This is a genomic window from Spirillospora sp. NPDC048911 (assembly GCF_043198015.1).
Lineage (GTDB): Bacteria > Actinomycetota > Actinomycetes > Streptosporangiales > Streptosporangiaceae > Spirillospora.
In genome coordinates this window covers 1-12,864 of record NZ_JBICUD010000006.1, presented here as the reverse complement: position 1 = coordinate 12,864, position 12,864 = coordinate 1, and the positions used below count along the sequence as shown (strand labels likewise).

General features: G+C 71.2%; 9 protein-coding genes. 6 read left to right on the top strand and 3 right to left on the bottom strand.

Annotated features, from left to right (window positions below; all coding sequences use genetic code 11):
* Positions 1–143: 143 nt before the first annotated feature.
* The 3 genes from hemG to ACGFNU_RS26655 all read left to right on the top strand — a co-directional run bounded on the left by hemG (position 144) and on the right by ACGFNU_RS26655 (position 3,044).
* Positions 144–1,625, top strand: coding sequence for a protoporphyrinogen oxidase (gene hemG / locus ACGFNU_RS26665; protein WP_392597804.1), 1,482 nt, complete (start codon positions 144–146; stop codon positions 1,623–1,625).
* Positions 1,588–2,304: a hydrogen peroxide-dependent heme synthase gene (hemQ, locus tag ACGFNU_RS26660; protein WP_392597802.1), complete on the top strand. Its 717-nt coding sequence runs from the start codon at positions 1,588–1,590 to the stop codon at positions 2,302–2,304. The genes hemG and hemQ overlap by 38 nt, the downstream gene beginning before the upstream one ends.
* A gap of 140 nt (positions 2,305–2,444) precedes the next feature.
* Positions 2,445–3,044 (top strand): hypothetical protein, encoded by a 600-nt coding sequence (locus tag ACGFNU_RS26655; protein ID WP_392597800.1) that lies wholly within the window; start codon positions 2,445–2,447, stop codon positions 3,042–3,044.
* Positions 3,045–3,103: 59 nt separating this feature from the next.
* Here the strand turns inward: ACGFNU_RS26655 and msrB are convergent, their stop codons facing one another.
* Entirely contained in the window at positions 3,104–3,505 is a 402-nt protein-coding gene (gene msrB, locus ACGFNU_RS26650; RefSeq protein ID WP_392597798.1) for a peptide-methionine (R)-S-oxide reductase MsrB, read from the bottom strand.
* 114 nt (positions 3,506–3,619) lie between these two features.
* Here msrB and ACGFNU_RS26645 point away from each other — a divergent pair, with 114 nt between their 5' ends.
* Together ACGFNU_RS26645 and ACGFNU_RS26640 are read left to right on the top strand one after the other, a co-directional pair.
* Positions 3,620–4,705 carry a DNA polymerase domain-containing protein gene (locus ACGFNU_RS26645; RefSeq protein ID WP_392597796.1) on the top strand — a complete coding sequence of 362 codons (1,086 nt, stop codon included), beginning with the start codon at positions 3,620–3,622 and terminating at the stop codon, positions 4,703–4,705.
* Positions 4,706–4,831: 126 nt separating this feature from the next.
* Positions 4,832–7,612, top strand: coding sequence for a tetratricopeptide repeat protein (locus ACGFNU_RS26640; RefSeq protein WP_392597795.1), 2,781 nt, complete (start codon positions 4,832–4,834; stop codon positions 7,610–7,612).
* 18 nt (positions 7,613–7,630) lie between these two features.
* On the opposite strand, the gene ACGFNU_RS26635 is transcribed toward ACGFNU_RS26640, so the two are convergent.
* Positions 7,631–9,922 carry a WD40/YVTN/BNR-like repeat-containing protein gene (locus ACGFNU_RS26635; protein WP_392597793.1) on the bottom strand — a complete coding sequence of 764 codons (2,292 nt, stop codon included), beginning with the start codon at positions 9,920–9,922 and terminating at the stop codon, positions 7,631–7,633.
* Between the two features lie 333 nt (positions 9,923–10,255).
* Complete coding sequence (locus tag ACGFNU_RS26630) at positions 10,256–12,205, bottom strand: Xaa-Pro dipeptidyl-peptidase (RefSeq protein WP_392597791.1); 1,950 nt, start codon at positions 12,203–12,205, stop codon at positions 10,256–10,258.
* Positions 12,206–12,445: 240 nt separating this feature from the next.
* Here ACGFNU_RS26630 and ACGFNU_RS26625 point away from each other — a divergent pair, with 240 nt between their 5' ends.
* Entirely contained in the window at positions 12,446–12,652 is a 207-nt protein-coding gene (locus tag ACGFNU_RS26625) for a DUF4236 domain-containing protein (protein WP_392597789.1), read from the top strand.
* Positions 12,653–12,864 lie beyond the last annotated feature (212 nt).

Below are 12,864 nucleotides of genomic sequence, written 5' to 3'. Positions count from 1 at the left end.
GCTCCGAGGGTCGCGATACGGCCACGATGAGAGTGCGCTCGGATCACGGCGCCGGGTGGCGCTCCACGAAGACGCCGGATGGACGCTCCGCGAAGGGGCGCCCCGTTACCGGGTGCGGGCCGGCATCTGGGATCGTGGAGGCCATGACCACCTCTCGGAGACCCGCCGGCGCCGCGCGGGGCGCGGCGCACGTCGTCGTGGTCGGGGGCGGCGTCGCCGGGCTGGCCGCCGCCCGCCTGCTGAGCCGTGGCGGCGTGCGGGTGACCGTGCTGGAGGGCTCGCCGCTGGTCGGCGGCAAGCTGCGCATCAGCGAGATCGCGGGCCTGCCGGTGGACGAGGGCGCCGAGTCGATGCTGGCGCGCCGCCCAGAGGGCCTTGAGCTCGTCCGCGAGCTCGGCCACGGGGACGAACTGGTCAACCCCGGCACGACCACCGCCGCGATCCTCAGCCACGGGGCGCTGCGCACGATGCCGGCCGGGCAGGTGATGGGCGTCCCGTCCGACCTGCGCGCGCTCGCGGCCTCGCAGGTGTTGTCGCCTGCGGGGATGGCGCGCGTCCCGCTCGATCTCGTCCTGCCGGAGACGCCGCACGGCACCGACGTCTCGGTCGCCGACTACGTCGGCGCGCGGCTGGGGCGCGAGGTCGTCGACCGGCTGGTCGAGCCGCTGCTGGGCGGGGTGTACGCGGGGCGCGTCGAGGAGCTCTCGTTCGAGTCGACGCTGCCCGCGATCGCGACGGCCGCACGCGTCCATCGGTCACTGATCTCGGCGGCGAGGGGCGTGCGGGACGCGGCGCCCAAGAACGCCGGGCCGGTCTTCGCGACGCTGCCGGGCGGGCTGGGCACGCTGCCTGGGCTGTTGACCGAGGCGATCACCGGCGGCGGTGGAACGATCCGCACCGGCACGATGGTGCGCGAGCTGCGGCGCCGCCCGGACGGCTGGCGGCTGACGCTCGGCTCGGCCCGCGATCCCGAGATCATGGACGCCGACGGCGTGGTGATCGCGGTGCCCGCGGCCCCGGCGGCCCGCCTGCTCGCCGAGGACGTCCCGGCCGCGGCCCGGGAGCTGCGGCGGATCGAGTACGCGAGCATGGCGATCGTCACACTCGCGTACGCCACGTCCGCCTTCCGCAGGCTGCCGCGCGGATCGGGCTATCTCGTGCCAGCCGTGGAGGGCCGCGAGGTCAAGGCCGTCACGTTCAGCTCGGTCAAGTGGCCGCACCTGCGCGACAGGGCGCCCGAGATGATCGTCGTCCGCTGCTCCATCGGGCGGTTCGGCGAGGAGCACACCCTCCAGCGCGCCGACGACGATCTGAAGGCGGCGGCGATGACCGAGCTGGCGGCCACCTGCGGGGTCGCCGAACTGCCGCTGGAGACCCGGGTGACCCGCTGGGGCGGCGGGCTCCCGCAGTACAACGTCGGCCACGCCGACCGGGTCGCGCGCATCCGGGCGGCCGTCGCCGGGCAGCCCGGCCTGGCGGTCGCGGGCGCCGCGTACGACGGGCTGGGCGTCCCGGCCTGCATCGCCACGGCGCGCGCCGCGGCGGCCCGGGTGCTGGACCATCTCGACAGTCGGGGAGAATTGAGCCATGGCAGCGACGGAGCAGGAGCCGCAGCGGGCGGCTAAGCCGAAGGCACGCGATCTCAACCAGGTCATCCGCTACACGATGTGGTCGGTCTTCCGGGTCAAGAACCCGGGCCAGATCGGCGAGCAGGACGCCGCCGAGGTGCAGGACCTGCTCGACCAGGCGGCGGAGAAGGACGTGACCACGCGCGGCCTGTACGACGTGTCCGGCCTGCGGGCCGACGCCGACTACATGTTCTGGTGGCACGCGGCGACGTCCGACGACCTGCAGGAGATCTACAGCCGGTTCCGCCGGACCGCCGTCGGCCGCGCCAGCGAGCCGGTCTGGTCGCAGATGGCGCTGCACCGGCCGGCCGAGTTCAACAAGAGCCACGTCCCGGCGTTCCTGGCCGAGGAGGAGGCGCGCGACTACGTGTGCGTCTACCCGTTCGTCCGCTCGTACGAGTGGTACCTGCTGCCGGACGAGGAGCGCCGCGCCATGCTCGCCGAGCACGGCAAGATGGCGCGCGGCTACCCGGACGTGCGGGCCAACACCGTGTCCTCGTTCGCGCTGGGCGACTACGAGTGGATGCTGGCGTTCGAGGCCGACGAGCTGCACCGCATCGTCGACCTGATGCGCCACCTCCGCGGTTCCACGGCGCGGCGCCACGTCCGGGAGGAAGTTCCCTTCTACACCGGCCGCCGCAAGCCGATCGCGGAGCTCGTCCGGGCCCTTCCGTAGTGCTCGTCCGGGCCCTTCCATAGCCCTCGCCGGGCTCTCCGTAGCCCTTGTCATGGCCCTTCTGTAACCGGTGCGTCGTACGGTCCAAGATTGTCCAATCTGGGAGGAACGGAAGGCAAAAGGCCAGTAAAGTGCTGGCCGTGACCAAAGCTCCCCCCAAGCATGCCCGTGGCCGGCATGCCAAGCCGCCGTCCGAGTTCGCCACGCGCTGGGACCGCATGATCAAGAACGCCATGGGGGAGCCCGGGCGGCGCAGGCTGATCGTCATCGGGACCGGCACGGCCTCGGTCGCGCTGCTCGGCGTGGCCGGGCTCGCCGGGCTCTCGGCGGCGACGGGCGACGACCGCGCGCCCCGGGCCGCCATCGCCGCGCAGAAGAGCAAGTCCGCCGCCACCGCCAGTCCGTCCGACGGTGCCGAGACGGACGGTGCCGACCCGGACGAGGTCCCGGACGCGATGCCCTTCTTCGAGAGCAAGGACCCGGACAAGAAGGTCACCAAGCACGTCAAGGACGTCCGCCGCAGCGGCACGTTCCTGCGCGTCTACACCGATCTCGAAGAGGGCGACGAGAACTCCGCACCCGCCAAGTCCCTCTGCGAGTGGACCACGCAGTTCCTGCGTGACGGCGGTGAGACGGCCCCCCGCGTCTTCGTCCATGGCAAGAGCGAGGACAACGGCATGGTGGTGCTCGCCAACAAGCAGAGCGACAAGGACGACTGCGGCGTAGACGAGACGCGCTGACCCGCATCCGAAGCCTCAAGGCCACGCGGGCGCGGGCGTGCGGAACGTGCGGGGCGTGCTTACTCGGCGGGCTCCAGGGTCAGGCTGATGCTGTTGATGCAGAAACGGTCGTCGGTCGGGGTCTGGTAGCCCTCGCCGTGGAACACGTGGCCCAGGTGCGAGTCGCAGGTGGCGCACCGCACCTCGGTGCGGACCGTGCCCAGCGACCGGTCCTCCAGCAGGGTGACCGCCTCGGACTTGGACGGCTCGAAGAAGCTCGGCCAGCCGCAGTGCGAGTCGAACTTGGCGTCCGAGCGGAACAGTTCGGTGCCGCAGGCCCGGCAGCGGTAGACGCCGACCGTCTTGGTGTCGGTGTACTCGCCGGTGAAGGGACGCTCGGTGCCCGCCTCGCGGAGCACGTGGTACTCCTCGGGGCTCAGCGAGGCCCGCCATTCCTCGTCGCTCTTGTGGATCTTCTCCATGCCTTCGACGGTACCTCGCGGGCGCCGGAACGCGCGGCATGGGGGGAGCGGGCGGCGGCGGCCGTTACGGGACGGGTACCTGATCATGTCGGACCCGTGGGTTAACGTGCGTGTATGGCCTCGCCGTTCATCGAGATCCCGGTAGGGGATCGGCTCGTCAAAGTGTCCAATCCCGACAAAGTGCTCTTTCCTGAACGCGGCTACACCAAGCGCCAGATGGTGGAGTACTACATCGCGGTCGGAGACGGCATCCTCCGCGCCACGCGCGACCGCCCCACCACGCTCGAACGGTGGCCCGGCGGCTTCTTCGAGGGCGCCAAGATGGCCACCCGCATGGACTACGCGCGCGGCCAGGCGGGCATGGGAGCCGGAAAGTCCGACGGCTTCTACCAGAAGCGCGTGCCCAAGGGCGCGCCCGACTGGGTGCAGACCGCCCGGATCGAGTTCCCGAGCGGCCGGTCCGCCGACGAGGTGTGCCCGACCGAGGTGGCCGTGATCGCCTGGGCGGCCAATCTCGCGTCGCTGACGTTCCACCCCTGGCCGGTGCGCCGCGACGACGTCGACCACCCCGACGAGCTGCGCATCGACTTCGATCCCCAGCCCGGCACCGATTTCGGCGACGCGGTCAAGGTCGCCCTCGGCCCCGCCCGCGACCTGCTGGACGAGCTGGGCTACACCGGCTTCGCCAAGACGTCCGGCAAGGGCGGCCTGCACGTCTACGTGCGCATCGAGCCCCGCTGGACGTTCACCGACGTCCGCCGCGCCGCCCTGGCGTTCGGCCGTGAGGTCGAACGCCAGGTCCCCGAGCTGGTCACCACCAAGTGGTGGAAGGAAGAGCGCGGCGAGCAGGTCTTCATCGACTTCAACCAGAACGCGCGCGACCGGACGATCGCCTCGGCCTACAGCATCCGGCCGCTCCCGCACGCGCCCGTCTCCGCGCCCGTGACCTGGGACGAGCTCCCGGACGTCGAGCCCGAGGACTTCACCATCGCCACCATGCCCGCCCGCTTCGCCGAGGTGGGCGACCTGCACGCCACCATCGACGACCAGGCGTTCTCCCTGGAGCCGCTCCTGGAGATGGCCGACCGCGACGAGAAGGACCACGGCCTCGGCGACGCCCCCTACCCGCCCAACTACCCCAAGATGGCCGGCGAGCCCAAGCGCGTCCAGCCGAGCAAGGCCCGCAAAGAAGAAGACTGACCTCGCCGCAACACCCTGCCCGGGGCGCACGCGCGGTCTTAAGATCACGAAGGCGCGGAGCCCGGGGATGTGGCTCGCGTCAGTGTGCTCGATTTCTCTGACAACTGGATAGAAGGCGGCGTAGCGGTGCGGAAGGTCTTCGAGGAGAGGGCGCTCACGGCGGGTTGGACGCGCGGCGCGGACGGCGACGTGTTCCGGGAGCCGGACGGGGCGGAGGCGTTCGCCGTGGCCGGCGGCGACGGCCTTCCAGATCGTGAGCTGCTGTGCGTGACGTGGGAGCCTGCGGGGCGCCGGATCTCGTTCGCCGTCGGCTTCGAGAACACCAGCAGGCACACGGGCGGCGACTGGTTCGAGCGCATCGCCGATCTCGCTCTCGCCGGTCCGGCGATGGTGGCGGCCGGCGCGGTCGTGCCATGGCTCGACCGGGTGCGGCATGAGACGCCGGTGTGGGTCCGCGAGGCGACGGGACCATGGTGGCCGCTCGGCGGCGGTGTCGGTCGCCGAAAGGCCGACGGGCCCGGCGAAGACCTCCAGCCGCTGGTCACAACGCTGCTCGGATCGTTGACCGCGGAGCCGCGTCCCGAAACCCAGCGGCGGGCGGCGCGGACGCTCGACTCCCTGCGCGACGCGGGCTGGCGCGATACCACCGCTCGCGCCGCGACCAAGCCCGAACCGGGTCTGCGGGTCTTGTGGATGGCGGCCCTGAGCGGCCCGGCGAAGGTCAGGCACCACATCGCCTACGTGCTGACCGGCGATCCCGAGCTTCCCGAGGCGCTGTGGTGGCGGTGCGCGTTCCCGGAGACCGCCGGGACGGTGGCCGAGACGTGGAATCTCATGATCGACGTGACCGGTGCGACGGGCCCGGAGCTGCCGTTCGACGACCACGATGATCAGCTTGAGGAGATGCTCGCGCTGATCCGGCGAAGCGCCCCCGATCTCTTGGCCGGGGAGCCGTTCGACCGGCTGTGCCAAGGGCTGGTGGCGGCCGCGGCCGTCCACTACTGGAGGGGGCAGCGGTGGACGCTCGCTCGGATGCGGTTCGGCGAGGATGTCAAGGTCGCCCCCTCCCGCGACACCGGCCTGACGCTGGAGGAGGCGGCCGCGGAGGTACGCGCGCATCCGGATGACGGCGACAGGTGGCTGGCCGCCGGGTTCGCCGCGGTGAAGGCGCAGCTGCCCCATCTCGCGGTGACCACGTTCGGTAAGGCCGCCGAGCTCGGTGTCGCGGGCGGGCTGCCGCTGATGTGCCGCGGTTGGCTCCGGCGGTATCTGAACCCGCACGCGGCTCTGGACGATCTGGAGCGCGCGGCCGCGGGCGGCGGTGTCACGGGGGAGTCCCACCGCCTGCGGGGGCTGGTGCTCAACTGGGTGATCGGGGACGTGGAGCAGTCCATCGCGGCCTTCACGCGTGGCACGACGGAGGATCCGGCGCATGTCACCTGCTGGGCCTGGCGGGGGCTGATCTTGGCGAAGTCCGGCCGGGCGGCGGAAGCGGTCGAGGTGCTCACTGAGGCGACGGAGCTCCACGCCGACGGTGAGCTGTGGTACTTCCTGGGCTACGCGCAGATGCTCACCGGAGAGCACGGCCCGGCCCTGGACAGCCTCGAACAGGCGGTGCGGCTGAGCCCCTGGCTCGCGAACGAGATCGTCGAAGACCTGGATCTGCATCCGCTTCGTACGGATCCGCGTTTCGCGCGGCTTCCCGAGCTGGCCGCCGCCGCGGAGACCACGTACCACCGCAACGCCCGCGCAGCCGTACGCCCGCCCGGCCCTCCTCCCACCGCTCAAGGCGACCTGGCCGATCTCACCACCATCTTCGAGATGCGAGGCGTCCACCCCCGGCGGCTCGACGACCACAAGCTGCCCGGCGAGATCGCCGAGCCGCGGCTGCGCTCGCTGTTGCGCGAGGTCGGTCTTCCCCGCGCCGCGGACGGCTTCGAGCTGGATCTGGAGGCGTACTCCGAGACCCTGCGTCCCTATGAGCTCGGCGGTCACCGAGGATTGCCCGGCGACCGCCTGCCTCCGGGCCTGGGCGACGGCCTGTACATCCTCGGCCGCCTCGACGACGGCGGAGAGGCCGCCGTCGATGGGGCGACCGGCGAGATCTACCGCGTCTCCCCGGATCACACCCTGACCTATCTCGCCCCGACGCTCGGCGCCTTCCTCCTGCCGCGTGTGCTGCCACCGGGCGAGCATGTGTGGCACATCAGGCCAGGCCGTCTTGATCGGCTGGACGACGTCACCGGCATCGAGGAGGGAAAGGTCGCCTTGCTGGCAGAGGAACTGCCCGAGGTCGAGCTCGCTCGGCTCATGGAGTTCCTGTCGGAGCACGGCCGCCTGCTCGACAAGCTCACCATCAGGTCGTACCGCTTCACCACCGTTGACCTGAGCGCGCTCGACCTCGCCGCGTCGTGCCCCAACCTGCGCTACCTGGCCGTCCGCGACGGGCTTGTGAACGCCTCGGTGTTCACCCACCCGGCCCTGGAAGAGCTGTACCTGCGCGAGTCGGAGTACAAGGGCGAGGTCAGGGACATCCGCCTCGACACCGGATCACGCCTGCGCGTCCTGTCCTTCGAGGACTGCGTCGTCCATGCCGACTCGCTCTATGCCGGCCCCGGCTCCCCGCTCAGCAAGTTCCACACCGGAATCGACGAGGACTACTCGGGCGCCTTTCCCGAACGCCTGGAGTTCGACAACTGCCCTGATCTCTACGACATCCACGTCAACGCGGACGCCGCGGTCTGGCATCTGACTCTGCGCGGCAGCCTTCCCAAACTCTCGAACGTCCAGCAGGACGCCAACCCGTACGGCTCGTTCACCTCCTCGGTGGAAGGCGCCACGCCCGGCGACAGGAAGCACTACCTGTCCCTGATCAAGCGCGGAAAGGACTACACCAAACGCTGGTGACCGGGTTCCTCCTGGTGGTCAGGGGGTTTGGAGGAGGCGGGATCGGATGGCCGGGGTGATCTGGGTGCTGTAGATGCCGCGGCCGAAGGTCGCCGCGAAGAGGCGGCCGGACGTGGCGTTGAACTCGATGTCGTTCACGGGGGCCAGGGGCAGGTCGCCCAGGCGCAGCCAGAAGCGGCCCGACGGGGCACCCGCGTAGACGCCGACGTCGGTCGCCACGAACAGGATTCCGGCCGGGCCTATGACGATGTCGTTCACCGGTGCCTGGGGAAGCGTGCCGGTGACGTCCCGCCAGGTGGCGCCGCCGTCGGTGGTGAGCAGCACGTGGCCGCCCGTGCCCTGCGCGCGGTAGCCCGAGAGGGTGGCGAACGCGCGGCGGGCGTTGCGCGGGTCGACGGCCACACGGGTCACCCAAGGCTGGTCCTTGAGGAGCAGGCGCCAGCTCTGGCCGCCGTCCGTCGTGGCCGAGACGCGGCCGTCGTCGGAGCCGACCAGGATCGACCGCGGGTCGGTGGCGCTCGGCGCGATCGTGGTGAGGGTGCCGAACGGGTACACCTCGTCGCGTCCCGGGCCGCCGGTCAGGTCGGGGCTGATGGGCGCGTAGTCGAGGCCGTTGGCCGAACGGTAGAGCCGGTTGCTGCCGAAGTAGACGGTGCCGGTCGCGCCGGGCTGCAGGACGACCGGGCTGAGCCAGTTGTAGCGGTCGGCGTCGGCCAGTCCGCGGAACTCCACGAGGGTGTCGCCGCCGTCGGCCGAACGCGAGCAGAAGCCGAACTGGTAGCAGCTGTAGACGATGTTCTGGTCGGCCGGGTCGATGACGTTGGCCTCGCCGTCGCCGCCCTGGAACTCGTTCCAGCGCGGGCCGCCCCATGTGCGCAGGGAGCCGTTGTCCTGCGCGCCACCGGCGATGCGCGTGGCGTCCTGCGCGCTGACGGTCAGCGTGTAGAACTGGGTGAACGGGTGGTTCGTCGCCATCTGCCAGGTGTTGCTCTGGCCGTTGGAGTCCGAACGGTAGACGCCGCCGTCGTTGCCCTCGTACACGCGGCCCGGCACCTTGGGATCCCAGGCGATCGCGTGATGGTCGACGTGCATGCCCTCGTTGGACGTCCAGCTCTTGCCGCCGTTGGTCGACTCCCAGAGCGAGGCGGAGGGGACGAGCACTCGCTCGGGATCGGCCGGGTCGACCCAGACATGGCCGGTCCACCAGAACGGCACGTTGCCGGGCGGCAGCTCCGCCGTCGCGAACGAGTCGCCGCCGTCGTCGGAGACGTAGAAGCCCTTGTGGTTGCCGAACTGCCCGTACGTCGAGGTCAGTACGTACACCCGGTCCGGACGCGACGGCGCGACGCCGACGCCGATCCGGCCCAGCCGCGGGTCGCTGCGCAGCGCGATGTCGTCACCGGGCGTCGGCGTGGTCACGTTGTCGAGGCGCTTCCAGGACGCGCCGCCGTCGAGCGAGCGGTAGAGGCCCGAGCCGGTGCCGCCGTAGCGGCGAAGGTCGGGCTCGCGGCGCCGGTCCCACAGCGTGGCGAAGACGCGCTTGGGGTTCGCCGGGTCGATGGCCAGGTCGCTGGCACCCGTCGTGTCGTTGGGCACGTCCAGGCTTCGCGTCCAGGTGCGGCCGCCGTTGGACGAGACGTAGACGCCGCGCTCGCCGCCCGGCCGGAACAGCGAGCCGGTCGCCGCGACGTAGATCCGCTTCGGGTTCGCCGGGTCGACCGCGATGAGCGAGGTCGTGGCCGAGCGGCGGAGCCCGATGTTCGTCCAGGTCCGGCCGCCGTTGGTGGACTTGTAGATCCCGTCGCCCTCGTAGGTGATGGAGCCGCCGCCGGGGTTGGCCTCGCCGGTGCCGACGTAGATCGAGCCGTCCGGGCCGGTGGCGACCGCGCCGATGGCCTGCGGATACGACTCGGGCCAGATCGCGGTGAGCGTGCGGCCCCGGTCCGTGCTCTTCCACATGCCGCCGCTGGCCGCCGCGACGTAGACGGTGCCGGCCCGGCGCGGGTCCACCGCGACGCCGGTGACCCGGCCGCCGATGTTGTCGGGCCCTTCCGGACGCCATCGCACGCCGATGCCGGGCCGCTGCCGCGCGGCGGCACCGGCCTGGATCAATGCGCGCTCGGGCAGCCCCAGGCCGCCCGAGGTGTCCTGCAACGCCTTGAACTCGCCGGGTGCGGCCGGGCCCAGCCTCGGGGGGACGCGATCCGCCCGGGCCGCGGGCGGCGCGGCGAGCGTCGAGGACGCGAGAACGACCGTGAGGCCGAGCGCGAGCGCGCCGCGCCGGGCCGGGGAACGTGAGGGGAACGGCATGGGGGTGCCTCCAGGGATCGTGTCCGATCGCCTCCGGCATCACTCGTAACGCGGCGCCCTCGATCCGTACATCCACAGCTGTTCACGAACTTCCGCGCGCATCACCCCAACTGTCGCGAAGTCCGCTGCTGACCGCCGCTCTAGCCCCGCCCTCCTGGCCGAGCCTGGCCGCCCCCACGCAGCACAGAGACCCCGCAAGCCACATACGCCCGCGCCTGGCCCGGGTGCAGCGCTGGGAGTATGCCGCGCCTGGGTGTGTTGCCGGGTGGGGGTGTTCTGGACGTGGGTGGGCCGCCGGCCCCTGGTGGGGACGGCGGCCCGGGTCGAGGTTCGTTACTTCAGTTCGCGGGACTGGACGGGGATGGTGACGTTGACCGGGCCGCGCCAGGCGGACCTGGTCTGCGGGGTGGCGAGCGCCGAGGCGGCGGAGCCGCCGACGACGACCGGGACGCTGATGCCGCTGCCCGCGAGGTCCACCGTCACCTGGGCGCCGGTCGCGTTCTCGGCGAGGTAGTCGGTGTCGGTGCCCGCGATCACCAGGGCGAGGCGGTGACCCTTCTTGAAGACATAGTCCTGCGGGAGGGTCTGCCACTTCACGCGGTGGAACTTGCCGGGCGTGAGCGGGGTCGGGTCGGTCAGGGACAGGCGGTTCTGGGCGTCGATCCAACCGCGTGCCACGACGTTCACCGGGCTCGTGACCGTGCGGATCGGCGTCTGCCTGTAGCAGGCGTCGTCGGCCGCGGTGCTCTCACCCCAGCACGTCTCGGTGGGCAGCTCGTCGAGGCCGCCGCGCGCGCCGAGGTAGTCGACGCGGGCGTCGGTGCCGTAGTCCACCAGCATCGCGGTCAGGTTGCTCGTCGGCTTGTCGAGCTTGACCTTGAGGTCGGCGACCGGGGTGCCCGACAGGCGGGCGTCGCCCGGCAGCGGCTGCGACACGTACGCGAGGCGGTACGGCTTGGCCGTCGTCGGGTCGGCGACCAGGTCGGCCTCGGAGGCCGCGGTGTCGGTGAACGAGGCGGTGCTGCCCTTGGGCGCGGTCTTCAGGCCGAACGTGCCGTCGGCGCCCGGGTGGAGGGTCACCTCGCGGGACTTGGCGGGCCAGTCCGGCTGCTTGATCCACTGGCCCGGCGCGGTCTCGACGTCGGCCTTGGGCGTGCGGTGGATCCCGTTGTTGATCTTGAAGAGCTCGCTGTCGAACCAGCGGTGCAGCGTCGGCACCCACGTCTCGCGGCGGAAGTCGAACGGGTCGGTGTGGCCGTACTGGCCCACCCAGATCTTCCGCTTGACGCCCTGCTTCTTCAGCCCGTCCCACCAGCGCGAGAAGTGCACCGGCTGAACGTTGAGGTCGTTCACGGTGTGGATGACGAAGACGCTGGCGCGGACCTTGCGGACGTCGCCGTAGGTGCCGTGCCGGTAGTTGCTGTTGGCGAAGAACTTGTTGTAGTTGCCGGTCGCGTCGTCCTCGCCGACGTGCAGCGCCTGGCGGACGGCCTCGCACTTGGCGTCGGGGTCGCTGTCGACCACCTTGGCCAGGTAGTCGTGGTAGTTGTCGGCGAACTTGGCGCCGTTGCTGCGGATGTACTCGTACCAGCTGCTGATCGCCGAGATCGGCACGATGGTCGACAGGCCCTTGACGCCGGTCGCCGCCACGCCGTTGGCGAGGGTGCCGTCGTACGACTTGCCGATCATGCCGGACCGGCCGTTGTGCCAGCTCGCCTTGACCTTCTTGCCGTCGGCGCCGTATCCGGTGGCCCGCCCGTTCAGCCAGTCGATGACGGCCTTGCCGCCCGCGATGTCCTGGACCTGCCCGGTGCCCGGGCAGCCGTCGGACTTGGTGGTGCCGATCATGTCGATCGCCAGGTAGGCGTAGCCGCGCGGCACGAAGTAGTTGTCGTAGAACAGCGGGAACTTGAGGGGATTGCCCGCCGCGTCGTAGGTCTTGTGCTCGGACTCGTTGCCTCGGCCGAGGTTGTCGAAGTACGGGCTGTTGTCGATGATGACCGGTGACTTGAGCCCGTTCTGGGTCTCCTTGGGCCGGACGATGTCGACCCGGACGCGGTCGCGCTTGCCGTCGCCGTCGCTGTCGAGCGACGACTCCACGTACACGTACTCGCGGATCGCGTCCTTGTAGGAGAAGACCGGCTGCGTGACGCCGTCCTTCACCACGATCTTGGGCGCCGCGGCCTGGGCGTCGGCGACGCCGCCCGCGCCGATCAACGCCGCACTGGACAGCACGGCGATCGCGATCGTCTGCGGGGTTCGTCTCAGGGATCTCCTGGGCAACCCGCACCTCCGGAGGGGAATCGAAAGGGTGATCTCTACGGAGGCACAGGTTCCTCGTTGTCCGGCTTCAGGTAAATATCCCAGGCTCCAGTAACCATGGCCGGTTTTGGTCGTTCTTGCCGTTGCGGTTCCGGGCCGCCCTCTTCGAGGGTTCTGATCTGTCTGTTTTGTGGCGGTGCGGGTGATCCGCCGCGCTCCGGGGCATCCCAGCGAACGTCCTCGAGTCGATCAGGAGGAACGATGGGCTGGGGTTATCGAAAGTCAATCAAGATGGGTCCCTTCCGGATCAATCTGTCCAAGTCGGGCGTCGGACACAGCGTCGGCGGACGCGGCGCCCGCTACACCCGCACGGCGGACGGCCGCCGGGAGATGACGTTCCGCATCCCCGGCACCGGCCTGTCCTGGCGGCGCCCGGTGGGACGCCGGGACCGCCGTCGCCGCCGCTGATCCGCTAGATGCGCTTGTGGCGGGGGGGGGGGGGGGGGGGGGGGGGGCGCGCCCCCCCCCCCCCCCCGCGGGGGGGGGGGGGGGGCGGGCGGGGGGGGGGGGGGGGGGGGGGGGGGCCCGGTGCTCACCGCGATGGTCGTCCGGGAGCACCGCGACCGGGCGGACATGGAGCGGCAGCGCGCGGTCCAGATGGCGCGGCTGGCCGAGATGGA